Origin of the sequence: Luteibacter anthropi (genome assembly GCF_011759365.1) — a bacterium.
Classification (GTDB): Bacteria; Pseudomonadota; Gammaproteobacteria; order Xanthomonadales; family Rhodanobacteraceae; genus Luteibacter; species Luteibacter anthropi.
Window position 1 is genome coordinate 183,256 of sequence record NZ_JAARLZ010000006.1, and the last position, 18,283, is coordinate 201,538.

Annotated in this window: 22 protein-coding genes; 20 read left to right on the top strand and 2 right to left on the bottom strand. The window is 62.4% G+C overall.

The features are described from left to right. Positions 1-41: 41 nt before the first annotated feature. Genes HBF25_RS12750 through HBF25_RS12775 form a run of 6 tightly spaced genes read left to right on the top strand, consistent with a single transcriptional unit; the run spans position 42 to position 3,566 of the window. Positions 42-758: a hypothetical protein gene (locus HBF25_RS12750; RefSeq protein ID WP_166948969.1), complete on the top strand. Its 717-nt coding sequence runs from the start codon at positions 42-44 to the stop codon at positions 756-758. A gap of 11 nt (positions 759-769) precedes the next feature. Then, entirely contained in the window at positions 770-1,726 is a 957-nt protein-coding gene (locus HBF25_RS12755; protein WP_166948971.1) for a major capsid protein, read from the top strand. A 45-nt stretch (positions 1,727-1,771) separates the two neighbouring features. Continuing rightward, positions 1,772-2,161, top strand: coding sequence for a hypothetical protein (locus HBF25_RS12760; RefSeq protein ID WP_166948617.1), 390 nt, complete (start codon positions 1,772-1,774; stop codon positions 2,159-2,161). Positions 2,162-2,164: 3 nt separating this feature from the next. After that, positions 2,165-2,665 (top strand): DnaT-like ssDNA-binding protein, encoded by a 501-nt coding sequence (locus tag HBF25_RS12765; protein WP_166948973.1) that lies wholly within the window; start codon positions 2,165-2,167, stop codon positions 2,663-2,665. A 2-nt stretch (positions 2,666-2,667) separates the two neighbouring features. Further along, positions 2,668-3,021 carry a hypothetical protein gene (locus HBF25_RS12770; protein WP_166948975.1) on the top strand — a complete coding sequence of 118 codons (354 nt, stop codon included), beginning with the start codon at positions 2,668-2,670 and terminating at the stop codon, positions 3,019-3,021. Then, the gene (locus tag HBF25_RS12775) at positions 3,021-3,566 is read left to right on the top strand and encodes a hypothetical protein (protein ID WP_166948977.1); all 546 of its coding nucleotides are present in this window, start codon (positions 3,021-3,023) and stop codon (positions 3,564-3,566) included. Before HBF25_RS12770 ends, HBF25_RS12775 begins: the two co-directional genes overlap by 1 nt. A 35-nt stretch (positions 3,567-3,601) precedes the next feature. Here the strand turns inward: HBF25_RS12775 and HBF25_RS12780 are convergent, their stop codons facing one another. Continuing rightward, a complete protein-coding gene (locus tag HBF25_RS12780) occupies positions 3,602-4,126 on the bottom strand; it encodes an NUMOD4 domain-containing protein (protein WP_166948979.1) in 525 nt (174 codons plus the stop codon). Between the two features lie 16 nt (positions 4,127-4,142). Between HBF25_RS12780 and HBF25_RS12785 the strand changes: the two genes are divergently transcribed. From HBF25_RS12785 to HBF25_RS12815, 8 genes are read left to right on the top strand one after another with little or no spacing between them, the layout of a single operon-like run. Continuing rightward, positions 4,143-4,559 carry a phage tail terminator-like protein gene (locus HBF25_RS12785; RefSeq protein WP_166948981.1) on the top strand — a complete coding sequence of 139 codons (417 nt, stop codon included), beginning with the start codon at positions 4,143-4,145 and terminating at the stop codon, positions 4,557-4,559. A gap of 11 nt (positions 4,560-4,570) precedes the next feature. After that, positions 4,571-5,521, top strand: coding sequence for a phage tail tube protein (locus tag HBF25_RS12790; protein ID WP_166948983.1), 951 nt, complete (start codon positions 4,571-4,573; stop codon positions 5,519-5,521). 23 nt (positions 5,522-5,544) lie between these two features. Next, positions 5,545-5,970, top strand: a complete 426-nt coding sequence (locus tag HBF25_RS12795) for a hypothetical protein (protein WP_166948985.1) — start codon at positions 5,545-5,547, stop codon at positions 5,968-5,970. 50 nt (positions 5,971-6,020) lie between these two features. After that, positions 6,021-6,266, top strand: a complete 246-nt coding sequence (locus HBF25_RS22685) for a phage tail assembly chaperone (protein WP_425483482.1) — start codon at positions 6,021-6,023, stop codon at positions 6,264-6,266. A gap of 9 nt (positions 6,267-6,275) precedes the next feature. Continuing rightward, positions 6,276-9,566, top strand: coding sequence for a phage tail length tape measure family protein (locus tag HBF25_RS12800; protein ID WP_166948987.1), 3,291 nt, complete (start codon positions 6,276-6,278; stop codon positions 9,564-9,566). Then, on the top strand, positions 9,559-9,897 hold the full coding sequence (locus HBF25_RS12805; RefSeq protein WP_208392560.1) for a phage tail protein: 339 nt from the start codon (positions 9,559-9,561) through the stop codon (positions 9,895-9,897). Before HBF25_RS12800 ends, HBF25_RS12805 begins: the two co-directional genes overlap by 8 nt. Further along, positions 9,894-10,601 (top strand): phage minor tail protein L, encoded by a 708-nt coding sequence (locus HBF25_RS12810; protein ID WP_166948992.1) that lies wholly within the window; start codon positions 9,894-9,896, stop codon positions 10,599-10,601. The genes HBF25_RS12805 and HBF25_RS12810 overlap by 4 nt, the downstream gene beginning before the upstream one ends. After that, positions 10,601-11,368 carry a C40 family peptidase gene (locus HBF25_RS12815; protein WP_166948994.1) on the top strand — a complete coding sequence of 256 codons (768 nt, stop codon included), beginning with the start codon at positions 10,601-10,603 and terminating at the stop codon, positions 11,366-11,368. The genes HBF25_RS12810 and HBF25_RS12815 overlap by 1 nt, the downstream gene beginning before the upstream one ends. Before the next feature lie 153 nt (positions 11,369-11,521). Here the strand turns inward: HBF25_RS12815 and HBF25_RS12820 are convergent, their stop codons facing one another. Beyond that, positions 11,522-11,824 carry a hypothetical protein gene (locus HBF25_RS12820; protein WP_166948995.1) on the bottom strand — a complete coding sequence of 101 codons (303 nt, stop codon included), beginning with the start codon at positions 11,822-11,824 and terminating at the stop codon, positions 11,522-11,524. A 196-nt stretch (positions 11,825-12,020) separates the two neighbouring features. Here HBF25_RS12820 and HBF25_RS12825 point away from each other — a divergent pair, with 196 nt between their 5' ends. The 6 genes from HBF25_RS12825 (at position 12,021) to HBF25_RS12850 (ending at position 18,282) form a co-directional block, all read left to right on the top strand. After that, positions 12,021-12,347 carry a hypothetical protein gene (locus tag HBF25_RS12825; RefSeq protein ID WP_166948996.1) on the top strand — a complete coding sequence of 109 codons (327 nt, stop codon included), beginning with the start codon at positions 12,021-12,023 and terminating at the stop codon, positions 12,345-12,347. 36 nt (positions 12,348-12,383) lie between these two features. After that, a complete protein-coding gene (locus HBF25_RS12830; protein WP_208392561.1) occupies positions 12,384-13,070 on the top strand; it encodes a tail assembly protein in 687 nt (228 codons plus the stop codon). Positions 13,071-13,215: 145 nt separating this feature from the next. Next, positions 13,216-13,722: a Rha family transcriptional regulator gene (locus HBF25_RS12835; RefSeq protein WP_166948997.1), complete on the top strand. Its 507-nt coding sequence runs from the start codon at positions 13,216-13,218 to the stop codon at positions 13,720-13,722. Positions 13,723-13,780: 58 nt separating this feature from the next. Beyond that, complete coding sequence (locus HBF25_RS12840) at positions 13,781-17,323, top strand: TipJ family phage tail tip protein (protein WP_166948999.1); 3,543 nt, start codon at positions 13,781-13,783, stop codon at positions 17,321-17,323. After that, positions 17,324-17,596 carry a hypothetical protein gene (locus HBF25_RS12845; protein ID WP_166949001.1) on the top strand — a complete coding sequence of 91 codons (273 nt, stop codon included), beginning with the start codon at positions 17,324-17,326 and terminating at the stop codon, positions 17,594-17,596. Beyond that, complete coding sequence (locus tag HBF25_RS12850; RefSeq protein WP_166949003.1) at positions 17,596-18,282, top strand: hypothetical protein; 687 nt, start codon at positions 17,596-17,598, stop codon at positions 18,280-18,282. The genes HBF25_RS12845 and HBF25_RS12850 overlap by 1 nt, the downstream gene beginning before the upstream one ends. Position 18,283: the final 1 nt, after the last annotated feature.

Sequence of the window (18,283 nt, forward strand, 5' to 3'; positions counted from 1 at the left end):
GTACGCCGGCCGGGCCGGCTTCAACGCCTCAGGGAGGCACCATGCTGAAGTACCAGATCGACAGCCTTGACGGGCTGGACGACTCCACGCGCGCGCTCTACACCGAGAAGGATGGCAAGTTCGTCCTTGGCGTCGAAGGCATCCCGCAGGGCGAGGATGTCTCCGGCCTCAAGAACAAGGTTACCGAACTGCTCAACGAGAAGAAGGAATCCGAGCGCCTGCGCAAGGAGGCCGAAGATAAAGCCCGCCAGGAGCGCGAGGAAGCGCTGCGCAAGTCCGGCAACGTCGAGGAGCTCGAGAAATCCTGGTCCGAAAAATACACCCGTCGCGAGACGGAGCTGTCCCAGCAGCTCGAAACCGAGCGCACCGCGCTCAGCGCGCAGATCAGGGATCTGACGGTGGGTCGTATGGCGACGGATCTGGCTGCCGAACTGGCGGTGCAGGGCAGTGCCAAGGCGCTCCTACCGCACCTTGAGCGTCGCCTCGGCGTCGAAACCCGTGATGGCAAGCCGACCGTGGTCGTGCTGGGCCAAGACGGGAAGCTCTCGGCCGCCACGGTCGATGAACTGAAGAAGGAATTCGCCAGCGATCCGGCCTTCGCGCCGTTGATTGCCGGCAGCAAGGCATCTGGCGGCGGGGCCGGGGGTGCTGGGAAGGGCGGCGGGGCCGCGCAGAAACGCTCCGACATGACGCCTGTGGAGAAACGCGAGTTCATCCAGGCGCACGGTCAGGACGCATACCTCAAGCTACCCAAGTAAGGGAGTAATGCATGGCAACCACCGTGAATTCGGACCTGGTCATCTACAACGACCTGGCCCAGACCGCCTACCTGGAGCGCATCCAGGACGTGATCGACATCTTCAACGCCGCGTCCGCCGGCGCGTTTGTCCTCGCCAACGAACTGATCGAAGGCGACCTGCGCAAGCGGGCGTTCTACAAGCTCGGCGGCTCGATCTCGCATCGCGACGTCAACTCCGTCGGCAAGGTCGATGCGCAGAAAATCGGCGCTGGCGAAATGGTCGGTGTGAAGGTGCCATTCAAGTACGGCCCGTACGAGACCACCGAAGAAGCCTTCAAGCGCCGCGCGCGCTCGCTGGAGGAGTTCTCCGAACTGGTCGGTCAGGACTACGCCGACGCCGTGCTGGAAGGCTACGTGCAGTACGCCATGGCAGGCCTGAAGGCCGCGATCGGTGCGAACGCGAACATGGTCGCCACCGGCAGCTTCGCGACCGATGGCAAGAAGGTCCTGACCAAGGGCATGCGCAAGTTCGGGGACCGCTTCGCGCGCATCTCCCTGTGGACCATGGATTCGTCGACCTACTTCGACATGGTCGACCAGGCCATTGCCGAGAAGGTGTACGAAGAAGCCGGCGTCGTGATCTACGGCGGCCAGCCGGGCACCATGGGCAAGCCGGTCCTGGTCTCGGACACCATCCCGGCCGACACGATCTTCGGCCTCCAGGCGGGTGCCATCAAGGTCACCGAGTCGCAGCCCCCAGGCTTCCGCTCGTACCCGATCAACGACCAGGAGAACCTGGGAATGGGCTTCCGTGCCGAGGGCACCTTCAATCTGGACCTGCTGGGCTACAGCTGGAAGGATTCGGCCGGCGGTGTGAATCCCACGCTGGCGTCGATCGGCTCCGGCGCCAACTGGACCAAGTACGCCACCAGCGACAAGGTCACCGCTGGCGTTCTCATCAACCTGGCTGCCCAGCAGGGCGGCTGATCCATGGCGGGCGGCTCCGGCTCGGAGCCGTCCATGGGAGCGAGCATGGAACTGATCTATACCACGCAGACGTCGGCATTCGACGACGGCAAGCGCTATCGCAACCCGGCTTACTTCGATCGCCCTGAGCCGGGTGTCACGAAGGTAACCATCGTCGGCGACTGGCCTGATGTGGCCAAGGCATACGGTGCCGTCGAGGGCGTCGATGTCGCGAAGGAGAAGGATGCCAAGGTCTCCGCTGGCCGCGCCGGTCGCGGCGGCAAGGCGTCCGGCGGCACGGGTTCCGGTGGTGGCAGCCAGAACAACGAGAAGCCGGTCGACGAGCTGACCCTCGAAGAAGCGCAAGAACGCCTCAAGGCGGCAGGTATCGACTATCCTGCCGATGCCGACGAAGCGGCCCTGCGCGAACTCCTGAAGGCCAACCAGCAGGCGTAACCCATGCTCATCATCGAAGACGGCACCGGAAAACCTGACGCCGAGTCCTACGCCACGGCGGAGGATCTGGCCATGTACGCGGCCAAGCGCGGCGTCACGGTGCCGGACGACGATGCAGCGCGTGAGGTGCTGCTGGTCAAGGCGATGGACAAGCTCGGCGAATACGATGCGCGGTGGTTGGGCTGCCGCGCTTCGGCCACTCAAGCGCTGGCATGGCCTCGCAAGGACGTTTGGCTCAACGACATGCGCTTCTCGACGAGCTCGATTCCGAGGGAACTGCAATACGCCCAGCTGGCCTTTGCCATCGAGGCAGTGAAGAACGACCTGCAGAAGACCGTCACGCCGCAGGACACCGGCCCGGTGATTGAAAAGACCGTGGACGGCGCGGTGACGGTCAAATACGCCAACCCCGGCAAGGTGCTCCCCGTGAGTGCCTTCGCCAAGCCGGAGGCGCTGGTCAATGTGCTGCTGAAACGCGGCGGGCTCTTCGCAATTCGAGCGTAACCATGGCTTTCTACGACGATATGGCGGCGACGGTAACGGAGCTGCTGGACGAGTTCGGCCGCGAGATGGCGTTGCGTCGATCAGCAGAGTCGTCGTACGACCCGGCGACAGGTGAGACGACGGGCGGCGGCAAGGTCGACTTGCCAACGATCGGCCTATTTCGCTCGATGACGGCCGAGTACGCGGCGACGAATCAAGTGTTGGCCGGCGACCGCCTGGCGATCGTCGATGCGTCGCAGGAGCCAGGAGCATCCGACCGACTTGTGGCCGGAACGGATGTGCTGACCATCGTGCGCATCGAGGCCATCAACCCCGCGGGCACGCCGCTGGCATATCGCCTACAAGTGAGGTCGTGATGCCTGGATTCCGAGAGAGCGTCGCTGCTTTCGCGAAGCTGGAGAAAGGTCGAATCGATCAACAGGTGAGGACGCTGACGCTCACGCTTTTCACCGACATCATTCTCCAATCACCCGTGGGAAACGAAGAGCTTTGGGCGGTTAACCGTTCAGCGAGGTACTACAACGATTCGGTGAAAGATTGGAATGATGCGCTCAAAGAGAATCCCGATAACGTCACCAAGGCAGGCAGGTTAAAACCTGGCCGAAAGCTCCACGATCGGATGGATATCACGAAGCCGGATGGGTACGTCGGCGGTCGATTTCGAGGGAATTGGCAGACAAGCATTGCAGCGCCTGCAACCGGAACTATCGATCGTGTAGATCCGAGCGGATCCTCTACTATCAGCGAAGTGCTTAGAAACATGGGCGGAGCAGGGACGGTGACATTTCTCGTCAACAACCTCCCATATTCACAGGTGCTTGAGTACGAGAGTCACAGTTCCCAAGCCCCCGCAGGCATGGTCAGAATCAGCATGGCAAGAATCTCCAGCGGCCTGAGTTAGGCCACATGCCGCCAAGCTTTGCCTGTTCTTATGTATCAAATAGGAGCTGTAGAAACCCCGTACATGCGAGCGATTTCTACATTGGTCTTACCGGCCTCAATCAGTCGCTTTATGGCTGAAACGCTTCCTTCATCAAGTTTGGCTGCGCCCTTCTGGCTACCGCATGAGGCGAAGAGGCCAAGTGCTGCGGCATGGACCTGATTTTGAGCACGAGAGCACCATTCAAGGTTCTCAGAGGCGTTGTTCCACTTGTCGGCATCACGATGATTAACTTCATCGTAGCTAAAAGGGTTGGAGCAGAAGGCGGCGGCCACCAACCGATGCACAAGGTGGGTCCTGATGATTGGACCATCACTGAGGCGGACGCTGGCGTAGCCTTGGCTGTGACGGACGGGGCTGAGAATTCGACCTTCGAAATGACGCAGCCTTCCATCGCAAAACTTTCGTTCGCGCGGTATGGATCGGATTCGGCCGAGGTCTGAAGCCTCGTAAATGCCCTCATACCCAGAAATAGGCAGCCACCGTTCGTTCACACGCACCTCGCTAACTGTCGTCTTCATAAGGGAATACTAAGGCATGTCGGAGTTCGCTATTAATGCTGCGCTCGTGAGGGCGTGGCAGGGGGCAGGGCTTGCCTATCCGACGGCGTACGAGGGTAAGGCGTTCACGCCAGAACAGGGGAAGCCCTGGGCGGCGCTGTACCTGCTTCCCGCAGGCACGATGCCCGCCGCTATCGGCGCTCAGGCACCCCTCGAGCACGTCGGCATCCTGCAAATCGATCTGAACCATCCGCTGGACACCGGGGCACCGGTGATGCTGAAGGCCGCTGACACCGTCGCATCGCGATTCACGCCCGGCGCGTCGTTCGTGTTCGAGGGCACGAAGGTCAACATTGAGCGCTGCGCGCGCTCATCCATTCGCCGGTCGGAAGGCTGGCTCACCCTGTCGCTGTCCATCCGTTACCGGAGCTGGCAGCACCGCGTCACCCCGTAACGGAGACCCCAATGACCGCTGGCATTGCCGCATCTGGCGCTCGCGCCGCGTATTTCTATGCCCTGGAGAATGCCGACGGCACGCTCCCGGTGAATCCGGCATTCAAGCCGATCCGCCTCACCCAGAACGGCTTGCAGGAGCAGGCCAACGACATCCAGTCGAACGAGCTGGTGCCGGATCGTCATCGCCGTGCCGCGCGTCGCGGTGCCACCAGTGTCAGTGGCGACATCGTGGGTGAGCTGTCCTTCGGCACATTCGACGACCTGATCGAGGCCGCCTTCTGTGGCACCTGGGTGAACAACGTCCTGAAGACCGGGGCGGTACGCCGTGGGTTCGCCATCCTGAAGCGAAATCTCGACATCAATGTCGACACGATCTATCGCGGCTGCCAGATCAACACGCTGAAGTTCGCCTGCCCCTTGCAGGAAAAGATCACTGTGACGTTCTCGGTGGTCGGCAAGTCCGAGGAGTCGTACACCGTCCCTGGTAGCGCAACGTTCGCCCAGCCGACCACGACGGACTACATGACCACGTTCGACGGCTCCCTGGCCATCGATACGGCGGACCTGAACTCCGCCACAGACCTCAACATCACGCTGGCCAACAACATCGAGGCGAAGTACAGCCTCATGAACCGTCCTGCGTACGCAATGAAGATCGGCATGATCGACGTCACCGGCGACCTGTCGGCCTACATCGAGGACGACTCGCTGAAGCAGCGCTATCGCAACGAAGTCGACACCGAGATGGCGGTCACCATGACGGACAAGGCGACGGCTGGTAACTCCTACGTCCTGACGCTTCCCCGGCAGCGCTTCACCTCCGCGCAGGACAGCTTCAACGGTGACGACCTCGGCATCCAGCAGCTGAACATCCGGTCGCTCTACGACACGACCTCCACAACCGAGCTGCAGATCCAGCGCGTCGCCTACGTGCCGCCGGCCCCGCCGCAGGGCGGCTGATCCCTCCACCCAAGGAACAACACGTGACCGACACCCAGAACAAGACCGCCGTTGCCGGCGCCGACATGGCCGCCTTCGCCACGCGCAAGACGGGGAACGACGGCATCCGTCTCTCGCTCTCGCTGCCCGACGGTACGCCCACCGATCGCTACCTCGTCGTCCGTAACTTCCGCAGCGATGCCTATCGAGCCAAGTTGGCGGAGATCCGTGAGCGCCTGGCGGAAGGCGGCAAGCCGACGGATGCCCAGCGCGAAGCCGACCGCCTGTCGCTGATAGCGAGCCTGGTCGCGGGCTGGAACTTCGGCACGGACTGCACGCAGGAGAACGTCGAGGCTTTTCTGCGCGAGGCTCAGCTCGTGGCCGAGCAGGTCGACCGCGTCGCCACGGACGACGACCGTTTTTTCGGGAAAGGCTCCTCGCCCTCTTCGAGTGGTTCGAAGGTGAACTGAAACTCGACGCACTGCGTGGCCAACGGACGGTCCGTGAGCATCTACACGCACTGTGGAAGGCCTCCGGGAAGAAGCCGGCGGCGCTCACCAAGCACGGCTCCTGCCCGGAGGGATTTGAGGGGCTTCTTGGCGCCTTCCATCGTCTCTCACGGCAGCGTCCGCGCGCCATGGGGGCCGAGCCCATCTCTCACGCCGATATCGATGCCTTCCAGCGATTGGAGGGCATCCCGTTACGCCCCTGGCAGGTCCAGGTCATCGAACAGCTCGATGCCCTGTGGCGGGCCGGGCAATCCTGAGGATGCCCCGTGGCAGATGAAACCGCTCGCCTCGTCGTAGCTGTCGACAGCACGTCGGCGACGAAGGCCACCGATGTGCTGGACACCATGACGGCGTCGGCGGGCAACGCCGAGGCGATGGTCGAGGCGCTATCCAAAGCGTTCGGGCCGGTCGCGGCCGAGATCGCCAAGCTGACGGCGGCCATCGATCGCCAAGTGTCGTCGTATGCCTCGCTGGATAGCGCGGGCCAGAAGGTTGCTGCGACGAGCGAGCAGGCGGCCAAGGCGGCGGAAACGCAGGCGCAGGCAACGGAAGCCCTGGGCGAGACGGCAGACCAGGCCCGGGATCGCATCCGCGCGATGGTCTCAGCTTCTCTGGATCAGGTGCGCGCGGACGCCGCCGCCATCGAGGCGACGCAGCGTCGTAGTGATGCCAGCCGAACCGTCGCGGCCGATCTCAACTCGGAGGCCAATTCGGTCCGCCGGGCACAGGAGTCCATCGCGGCATTTCGGCAGCGCACGGAAGAGGCGGCGCAGTCTTCGCGTGGCGCCGCCAAGGGCGTTGACGAACAGCGCGCGGCGCTCGACAAGCTGCTTAAGCAGATCGACCCGACCATCGCCGCGCTAGAGAAGCTGGACCAGCAGGAGGCGGAGCTCAAGCAGTTCAAGGCCGCTGGCATGCTCGGTGGCGACGACTTCGACCGATTCATGTCAACGATCCAGCAGCGCCGCAAGGACGTTTCCGACGTTGGCGAGGCCATGCATGGCTTCTCGCTCAACACGGCGGCCGCGCGGCGCGAGGTGGGCACGCTGGTTAGTGAACTGGCCCGCGGCAACTTCGGGGACTTCCAGCGCTCGCTCATTACTCTGGCAGGCGACACCGGCATCTTCTCGGCCCTCTTGTCGCCGGCCGCCATCGGCGTTGGTGCGCTGGCCCTGGCCATCGGCGGCCTGGCTGCTATTTCCATCGCTGGCTACAACGACCAGCAGCAGCTCACCAAGGCGATCATCGCCACTGGTGATTCTGCTGGCGTCACTGCGGCTCAGGTCAATGGCATGGTGGTGGCCATCGGTGGTAACTCGGGCCAGTACGGCAAGGCTCGGGAGGCACTGCTCGGCCTGGTCGAATCTGGCCGCCTCACCGGTGACAGCCTTCAGCAGGCCGGGCAGCTTGCCGTGGACATGGCAGAGGTCACGGGCAAGAGCATCGGCGAGGCGGTACAGCACATCGTTTCCCTGCGCGACGACCCTGTGAAGGCCGTTCGCGCGCTGGACGAGCAGTACAACTTGCTGACGGCGAACCAGTACGAGCACATCAAGGCGCTCGTCGAGCAGGGCCAACAAGAGCGCGCTGTTGCCGAGATTCAGGCGATTGAGGCGGCCAAGTTCTCCGAGCGCCGTAAGAAGTACGAAGAGGACCTTGGGTATCTCGCCAAGAGCTGGCTTGCCGTTCGGGATGCCATCTCGCAAACGCTGGAGAAGGAAAAGCAGATCGGTAGCGGCAGCGACACGTCGAAGCTGAACCTGCTGGACCAGAAAATCGCGGGTCTCAAGGGTACGCAGGTCGGCGGCCGAGGTCAGAGCGATCAGGACTTCGCTGCGAGGCTCCAGAAGTCAGGGAGTCCGCTGTACGGTCAGTACCAGGAACTGCTGGATGCTAAGCATCGGATCACGGTCAACCAGGCACTTGACCAGTGGACGGCGGAGCAGGCCGCTTACGACAAGCGCATCCAGGATGAGGGCAAGCGAGCCTCGGATACGCTGGACGATTTCGCCCGTCGCGCCAAGGCAGACGACGCCAAGGCGAAGGACATCGCCAAGGTAAAAGAGGCAACGCAGAAGGCACTTGCTGGGCGACCGCAGGACAAGGCGGCGATCAAAGCCCAGCAGGCCGCGGCGCTCAAGTACATCGACCAGCAGTACACCGACAAGGCCGGCCGAAGCGCGTCCAAGGCGTTGGATACCGCCGAGGTATCCGCCGAGGCATCGGCCTTCAAGTCGGCGCTTGCCCAGATCACCACCTCCTATACCAACGCACAGAAGGAGCTGGATGCGCAGCGCAAGGCAGGCGCCGTTTCGGAGCAGGCGTACTACGAGCAGTCGCGTGATCTCCTGTGGCGCGGAGAGGGCGAGCAGGTCACCGCGATTCAGGCTGAGATGGCGCGCTTGCAACAACGGAAGGTCGCTGGCGCCGAGAAAGTGAAGAACGATCAGCGCATGGCGGAGCTTTCCGCCGAGGCGCACAAGGTCGAGGCCGACGCGATCAGTCGGGACACCGTGCTGCAGCAGGAGGCCGCAGGGGCGAAGGAGCGCACCACGCGCGCCATCAATGCGTACGTGGAGGCACTGGGCCGGCAGGAGTCCGCGGCGCGGGCGGATGCGGATCTCCAGGTCCAGCGGCTGTCGATGGGGGACCGCGAGTTCGCGAACATGCAGCGGGTCATCTCGATCCGCCGGCAAGGCGCCGACGATCTCGTTCGGCTGGCCTCCCAGCTCAGCAACAACCAGATCGATCGCGCGACGTACGACCAGCAAGCAGAGGTACAGCAGGCCAGCACCGATCGACTGGTGCAGATTGAGCTGGACGCTCAGGCACGCATCGCGTCGGCGCGAGAGAGCTGGACCACGGGCGCCCGAAAGGCCATGGGCGACCTGAGCGACCAGGCCATGGACGCAGCGGGCTCGTTCTATTCCTTCGTCACCACGACCAGTGGCAGCCTGTCGGACTTTCTCGTCAACGCGGCGACCACCGGTAAGGCGAGCATCAAGGATTTCGTTTCGTCGATCCTCAAGGAGGTGGCGCGATTGGAGGCCAATCGTGCAGCCGCGTCTCTGTTGAGCTATGGCTTGAGCTTCATACCTGGGCTTGGCGGTGACTCGGTTCCGTCGACCGGTACGTCAGGTGGGTTCAGCCTGACCGGTGGTACGTACTCGGGCGGCGGGTCGTTCGCGACGAACTGGCTCGCGCCGGCACGCGCGAACGGTGGCAGCGTGGATCGCAACAGCTTGTATCGCGTTGCCGAGAATGGCCCGGAGGTCTACCAGTCTCCCGGTGGCGATTCGTACCTCCTGACCGGGCAAGAGGGTGGGCGGGTTGTGCCGATGCGCGCGGGTGGCGGCCAGGCTCAATCGGCCGGTGGCGTACAGGTGAATGTCACCGTCAACGTCGCCAGCGATGGGTCGACGTCGGGCCAGGTAGATGCGGCAGGCGCTGATGCGGTCGGGCGAGACCTGGGGCAACAGATGCAGGCAGTCGCCGAACAGGTGCTTGCGCGCAGCATGCAGCCGGGCGGGAAACTCTGGAGATCACAGCGTGGCTGACGTATTTCCCTTCACCGTAGACGCCGGAACCAATGGCGCCACGACATTCCGCGTGAAGAAGGCCCAGTTTGGCGACGGCTACACGCAGCGTGCGCAGGACGGCATCAACAGTTCCGCAAGGAAGTGGAACATCACTGTCGCTGACCGGTACGCGTTTGAGATGCAGCCCATCAAGGACTTCCTCGACGCGCGTGCCGGTGCTCGCTCGTTCCTGTGGACGCCGCCGAACGGCGTCCAGGGGCTCTACATCTGCGAGGGCTACAGCGAGTCGCCAGCGGTTGCAGGACTGACCACACTCACCGCGGTCTTTGAAGAGGACTTCGCACCGTGACCCTATATGCCGATATCCAGACCTTGCAGCCTGGTGCCTGGGTCGAGCTCTTCGAGCTCGATCTTCGACCGATAACGGGCGGCGGGGCCGGTGACATCCTCCGCTTCCACGGATACACGCAGGTCGGGCCGGTCACCTGGCAAGGTGTCGCATACGAGCCGTGGCCCATCGTCGCCCAGGGCTTCCGCGTCGACCCGGAGCAGCCGCCCGTGCCGACGCTATCCGCCGGCAACGTCGATGGCCGGCTGACGGCGCTGTGCCTTGCGTATCAAGACCTGGTCGGTGCTCGCCTCCGGCGCCTGCGTACGCTCGGCAAGTACCTTGATGCGGTCAACTTCGCCGGCGGCAACCCGACGGCCGACCCCGACCAGGGTGCACCGCCGGAACTGTGGTTCATCGAGCGCCGCTCGTCCGAGGACAAAGAACAGGTGACCTGGGAGCTTTCGAGCCCGCTCGACTTCGGTGATCGCCAGCTCCCGGGCCGGCAGATCATCGCCAACGTGTGCAGCTGGCTGTCGATCGGCGGATACCGCGGGCCATTCTGCGGTTACACGGGTCCGGCCGTCGCCAAGGCCGACGATTCGCCCACGGCGGATCCATCGCTGGACCGATGCGGCGGACGGCTCCGGTCGTGCCGTCTACGCAACTGGCCCAATGGCGAATTGCCTTATGGCGGCTTCCCAGCTGCCCAGCTGGTGAAGTGATGACGCCTGAGACCGAAGCCGCCATCCACGCACATGCCGTGGCCGAATATCCGCGCGAATGCTGCGGCGTGATCGTCGTGCGCAAGGGCAGGGAGCGATACATGGCTTGCCGAAACCTTGCCGCCACACCCGAAGATCACTTCGTCCTTTGCCCGCGCGATTACGCCGCAGCCGACGACGAGGGCGAGATCACCGCCGTGGTGCACTCGCACCCGGACGTGGCCGCACGGCCCTCTGAGGGCGACCTGGTCGCCTGCGAGCGCTCCGGACTGCCTTGGGTGATCGTAAGCGTCATGCCGGGCGAGGATGGTCCGCGCGTGGCCGAGACACTGGTCACTGAGCCCCGAGGCTACGAGGCTCCGCTGGTGGGTCGCCAGTGGGCGCATGGCGTCCTGGACTGCTGGGCGCTGGTTAGGGACTGGTTTGCCCGGGAGCGTGGAGTGGAACTACCGGATCCGCCTCGGGCGGACGGCTGGTGGGACGACGGCAGCAGCGACCTGTATGGCGACGAGGCCATGGCCGGGGCTGGATTCCGAAAGGTATCGCCAGCCGACATGCAGGGCGGCGAGGTCATCCTCATGCAGATCCGCTCAGGCAACCAGGTGCCGAATCACGCTGCTGTCTACCTCGGCGATGGCCAGATCCTGCACCACTTGCATGGCCGGCTCAGCTCGAGAGATGTCTACGGCGGCTGGTACGCCGAGATTACCCGATCGATCTGGCAACTACGTGCGGCACCCATTCCAAACAACGGAGACTCCACATGACCCAGAATCCGAAAGACGCCGAGATTTCCCTCGGCGTCAACGCTCAATCCCTTGCGGCCAGCGAACACACCTGGGTAGTAATAATTGAGGCAGAAAAATTCTCGGTGAGTCGCGCGGGTGGTGAGCTACCTTTTCGAGACTATCTCGATGGCGTTATGACGCACCGCCACCTTGACCCCGCGCTTCGGACTGGACCTGCTTGACCAATTCAACTGAATGCCTCAGGCGGAGGAGAGCTGCCTCAAACATCTTTCCCGCATCTCCGGTGGGAGCAAGGTTTGGAACAATTTCACGCTGAACGTTGGTGATCTGTCCAAGAGGCATGTCAGGCATTCCAACCGCCTCGGCCAAACCTTGGACGATTGCCCCTAGAGTCTCGATGGCTAAAAGGGTGCCCTTTGCGAAAGCGGCGAGGTTTTCGGGGTGATTAAGCGCGTCGTTGCTGTTGCTTTCCATTCTTCTCTCCCTGTAGGTAAGTCCGGTCCCGCCCCCTAGCAACCACGCTCGGGCGTCCGGCCCATCATCGTAAGGGCGGCATTGCTTTCGATCTGTAGGCCAACACCTACAGAAATTGCCGAAATGCGGCCTTCGCGCGGGTTGGGTAGAATCGGCTTCTCAGCACAGGAAGGAGATTGAGATGCGGAAAGTGTGGATGTCTCTGGCGCTCGTCGCCTTGAGCGGGTGCTCAACGATTTCCGAAATTCGTCAGAAGCCGGCATATGCGACTTTCCAGGCGACGAAGGCCGCGAAGCAGGTAGCTGAATGCGTCCGAGATGGGTGGCAGGAACAGTCCTTCGGCGGTCCTTCGATGGTCATGATTCAAGAGGGCAACGGCCGCTTGACCGTCATTTCGCCCGCAGGCGGCCCTCCTCTCGAGATAGTCGATATAACCGAGAACACCGCTTCCCTTTATTTCTCTGGAGGGATCTTTGAATCACGAAAGAAGCGAAGAGCTGAAGTCCTAAAGCAATGCATCTAACAAAGCCCCGTAAGGGGCTTTTTTTTGGAGAAAAATGTGAGCGCAACGACGATTCGTTTTTCAGGAATGCTGGCTAAGAAGTTCGGACGAGAGCACCGGGTATTTCTCGACACGAATTCACCACGCGAAGCAATGAGATGGTGGTTTAGCCAATTTCCCGCAGCCCGTTCGTTGCTGTTGAAGATGGAGCGTGACGGCGTTGGTGTAGCAATTTTTACCGGGACCGCAACTTCCCAGAAGAACATCGGGCTTGACCAGGTTGGCGAATCAGCTGGAGGCTTCATCAGAATTTCGCCTGCGATTGCTGGCGCGAAGGCTGGCGGCCTACAAGTCATTCTTGGCGCCGCCTTAATCACCGTTGCTTCGATCGCATCTGGCGGCATCGCAGCGGCGTTTACTGCAAACGGCCTGTGGGGAGGCGCCGTAGCGACAACCGGCCTTGCCCTGGCAGTGGGCGGCGTAGTCCAGATGCTCAGCCCCCAGCCCAAGGCTCGGAAGCCAGCCGACTCCCCCGAAAATCAGGCATCCGACATCTTCAACGGCGCAGTGAACACAACGGCGCAGGGCAACTGCGTGCCGGTGCTCTACGGCGGCCCGATGGAGATCGGTAGTGTCGTGATCTCGGCTGGCATTGAGGCCATGGACTACAGCTCCCGGCCCTCGAATGTCGGGCTGGGGACCGCCAATGGATCGCAGAAGCTGACGCCGTACGACCCGGACTGACCACATCCCGTCATTCATTTTCCAAAGCCCGCCCTATGCGGGCTTTTTTTATGCGCAGCCTAGGCCCGTACAGCCGAAGACCTGGCTATCTCTCCTATGCCGGGCTGGCCGCGTATTCCTTTCTCTTGGAGAGGCTGGAGACCCCATGAGCAACGTGATCCATTTGGTGATGAACGATAGCGACGTGCGCGCGAGCTCCTTGGAACTGGCCCAGCGGCTCGGCATCCAGCACAAGAACGTTTTGGGCATGGTTCGTCGATACGCCAGTGACTTCAAGGAGCTTGGAAGGGTCGCGTTTGAGACGCGATCCTTCGATACGGCTGGTGGTGCTCAGAAGCGGGAGACGGCGCTGCTCAACGAAGACCAGTGCTATCTACTTCTCTCCTTCAGTCGAAACACGCCATTGATTCGCTCGCTCAAGGTCGAACTGGTGCGGGCTTTCGGCCGTGCACGGCAAGCAGGGGCAGCATATTCCATGACGGTCTGGCAGGAACTTCAGAAGGTACAGCTCGAAGATGCCGATTCGCGGGTCCGGGCATCCTTCGGAAGCAAACTCATGCTTGATCGAAAGAGAGCGCTTCCGGGTCTCCGCACTCGCCGAGCGTCACTGGAGAACGCGTTCGCGCCGGATATGTTCCGTCTCACTGGCTGATTCCCGATTCCTTCGCTGACTAAACCCCGCCTTGAGCGGGTTTTTTTATGGAGCCCGCATGGGATACGAGCACTTCATCACCGGTGCCAAGGGCGGCGGCAGCGCCCACACGCCTGTAGAGGCTCCCGACACCCTCCGCTCGATCTCATACTTCCAGGTGGAGGACGCGCTGTCCGAGGGCGAGATCGGCGGACTGGTGAACGGTCTGCAATCGGTGAAGCTCGACGGCACGCCCGTGGCCAATGCCGATGGCACGTTGAATTTCACGAGCGTCTCGGTCCAGCAGCGTACCGGCACGCAGGACCAGACGTATGTGCCGGGCTACGGTGACGTGAAGAACGAGATCGGCATCTCGACGGAGCTGAAGTCGGCCACGCCGTGGGTGCGTGCTGTCTCGAACCGCGAGCTGTCGGCGGTCGCCATCACGCTGCAGGTCGATTCGATCCAGCAGAGCAACACCAAGAACGGTGACATCAACGGCTATCTGATCGCATACTCCATTGACGTGCAGACTGACGGCGGCGCGTGGCAGACGGTCATCAATAGCGCCTTCAACGGCAAGGCGTCCGCCCCGTACCAGCGCACGCACCGGATCGACCTGCCAGCGGCGACGACCGGCTGGAATGTGCGCGTGCGCCGGCTGACGGCCAATGCCAACAGTGCGACTATCGCGGACACGACTCGCGTCGTCTCGATCACGGAGATCATCGACGCCAAGCTGCGCTATCCGAACACCGCCTACGTGGCGATCAGCGGGGACGCCTCGCAGTTTTCCAACGTACCAGCCCGGTCTTATGTTTGCTGGGGCCGGATCATCCGCGTGCCAAGCAACTACGACCCCCAGACGCGGGCGTATACCGGTGCATGGGATGGAACGCTGAAACCCGCCTGGACGGATAACCCGGCCTGGGTGCTGTACGACATGATCCTCAACAACCGCTTCGGCCTGGGCGACCGTATCGATGCGTCGCTGGTCGACAAATGGGAGCTGTATCGCATCGCGCAGTACTGCGACCAGCTGGTCGGCGACGGCAAGGGAGGCCAGGAGCCGCGATTTCGTTGCAGCGCGTACCTCCAGACTCGGCAGGATGGATTCAAACTCCTGAGCGACCTCGCCTCCATCGTGCGCGGCGTGAGCTACTGGATGGGCGGCTCGTTGACGACCGTGGCCGACATGCCTGCGGATCCGGTGTATCCGTACACCGCCGCGAACGTCATCGGCGGCCGATTCACGTACCAGAGCAGCGCACGGAAGACGCGGTGCTCGGCGGCACTGGTCACCTGGAACGACCCAGCGAATAGCTATAAGCAGGCCGTGGAGTACGTCGAGGACACGGCAGCCATTGCCCGCTACGGCCTGCAGCAGGTCGAGCTGGTGGCCATGGGCTGCACGAGCCAGGGGCAGGCGCACCGCGCTGGCCTCTGGGCGATCACGACGAGCCAGGTCGAGACCGACTCGGTGACGTTTGCCGTGGGCCTGGACGGCCTGCGCGCGGCACCCGGGCAGATCATCACCGTGCAGGACCCCAACCGATCAGGCGCGAGGCAGGGCGGACGCCTGAGCGCAGCCACGGCCGGCATGGTGACCGTGGACCGGTCGCCGGATCAGGTGGCCGTCGGCGACACACTCACCGTCGTGCGGCCCACCGGCCTCTCCGAGACGCGGACGATCAGCCGTATCGACGGGCGCGATCTCTACGTCTCCCAGGGTTTCACCGAGATTCCGGTGGCGCAATCGGTTTGGTCCGTGGAGAGCGGCACCCTGGCGCTGCAGACGTTCCGGGTGCTGTCGGTGACGGAGGACACTTCCGGCGACAAGATCCAATTCACGATCAGCGCGATCCAGCACAACGCGAGCAAATTCGCCCACATTGACGACGGTGCGCAGATCCAGATTCCACCGATCAGCAAGCTGCCGGTGGGGACGCAGGTGCCGCCGACCAATGTCCGGATATCGTCGCATCAGGTGGTAGAGCAGGGCATCGCCAACAACGTGATGACCATCGAGTGGACCGCTGCGGCCGGCGCCGCGCTCTACAAAGTTGAGTGGCAGAAGGACAGCGGCCAGTGGATCCAGGCGGGCACGGTGGCCACGACATCGGTGGACGTGGTGGGGATCTACACGGGCACGTATGTGGCCAGGGTGACCGCGTTCAACAACGGCAATACGCCGTCGCTCGCCGCGCTCAGTCAGCCCACGGCGGTCACCGGCAAGACGGGTTCGCCGCCGGCACTGGTGAGCCTCAAGGCGACGGCGCTGCCCTTCGGCATAGCTCTAGATTGGGCATTCCCGGAGGGGGCGAGTGACACGCAGCGCACGGAGATCTTTGCCAGCACGTCGGCAGTGCGCCCGGATGTCGCCGGCACGCTGGCCTACAAGATGGGCGACTACGCTTATCCCGGCGATCACACCGAGCTGCATGGACTCGCAGCCGGCGCGTCCCTGTTTTTCTGGGGGCGGATCGTGGACAAGGCCGGCAATGTCGGACCGTTTTACCCGCCCACCGGTGCGGTCAACGGGCAGAGCGTCACGGACCCCGATGCCCTGCAGGACTACTGGCGCAACACCATCGGGCGGGGTGCCTTGCAAAAGGAGCTGATGACCGAAATCGATGCCGCAAACGGTGTGGCCGGGCAGGTGCAACAGCAGGCCAAGGACATCGTCAAAAACGCGCAGGACATCGCCAAGGAGATTTTGGACCGGCAGTCCGCCGACCAGGGCCTCGGATCATTTATCACGACGGTCAGCCAGAAAGCGGACGACACGGCCGCCCAGGTCAGCAGGCTGACCACGCGCACCGGAGACGCCGAGAACAACATCGTGACGTTGCAGCGCACGACTGGAGAGCAAGCTACACAGCTTAGCCAGCTTGGGACCATGGTCGGCCAGCACACTGCGTCGATCACCAACTTGCAACAGACGCAGGCGAATCAGGCCAACCAGATCAGTGAGCTGCAAGTTTCCTCGGCGCCCCCAGTGAAGGCCGGCGCCGACAGCACGAAGGCGGGGGCCAATGTACGCAAGGCGGGGATCTACACATACTCCGTCGCGCGCGTCGATGGCGACCTCGCCCAAGCCATCAAGACGGAGCAATTGACCGCGCAGGTGGGTGCATACTCGGCACAGATCCAGACGATCCAGCAGGCGCAGGCTACCCTCGACGGCAAGGTGTCTGCCTCGGTTGTCACCAAGGTGGGTGTTACGTCGGATGGCAAGTACTACCAGGCGGGTTTTGGCCTTGGCATCGACAACAGCGGTGGCACGGTGCAATCGCAGTTCCTGGTGACGGTGGATACGTTCGCCATTATCGGTTCCTCGGCAGGCGGATCGACCACTTATCCCTTTGTATTTCAGGGTGGGCAGCTGTTCCTCTCGCAGGCATTGATCGGCAAGGGTTGGATCACGGACGCGATGATCGGCAACTCGATCCAGGCGACTGCCGTAGACAGCTTGGGCAGGCCAATATGGGAGCTCAACAAAACGACCGGCTTCGTCCAGCGCAGTGCAGACGCAACAGGGTCGTCTGAGCTGACCGCCAAGTCCCTGAACTTTTACGATCCCAACGGAACTTTGCGTGTCCGCCTAGGGAGGTGGACGTAAATGCCACAGGGACTTCAGTGCTTTGATGAGGCCGGAAACGTCATCCTGGATCAAACGACACGCGTTGGACGCGTTTTCTATGTGGTGCCGGGGAACCAGAAAGGGGGATCTATCTCCGATGCCGGGCTACGTCTGGGGCGGCCGTGGGCAAATGCGATCGTGCTGGGGGCTGCAAACATAGGAAGCCTTGGGCCGCAGATCACCATTGACGGAACCACTATTACCTACACATCGGCAAATATGCCTTTTTTGATTGCCTACGGGACGTTCTGATGCCTACCGGCCTGCAAATTATCGGCGATTCTGGTGCGGTGCAGGTCGATGAGTCTTTCGCTAGCCTTGCTTTGCGCGGGAAGGGTTCGGCCACGTTTGCGACTTACGAGTCCGATCCGAGAGATTCAGCGACTCTCACGGTGACAATTGCCGGGGAATATCCATTGCTCGCGTACAGGTCTGCATTCCCCGTGGCGCTATGGTACGTGGAGCAATCCGGGGCGAATTGGATTTTCCATCTCATCACCGCCAAATCGAATGTCGGCCAGAGCTTGCAATGGTATGTGTTCGATAGACCGATTGATATCGGCTCAAAATATGGGCTCCAGGTATTTGATGCTTCTGGTCGGCTCACGTTCGACGCATTGCAGAAGTACCTACGGGCACGGGACCTGGTCCCGACGTACATGGCGAGCGTGGCATTCGATGGCTACGAAGCGAGGACTTGGGCAACCATCATGATGGTCACAGGACTGATGTCGGCTGTTTCTCCGATAGGCAATCCTGGGCAAATCGAATGGACGTGGAACGCGTCCCTAAGGTTTACCGGTGCATCAGTGCTTCCGACGGGGTTTCGCATCGATCAGATCATTGCAGCCACTATCAAGAGCAATGGTCCGAGCCTACCCAACTACGACAATTCTCCGAACGGCATCGTGATGCTCGTTGACGTCACCAATTACTGAG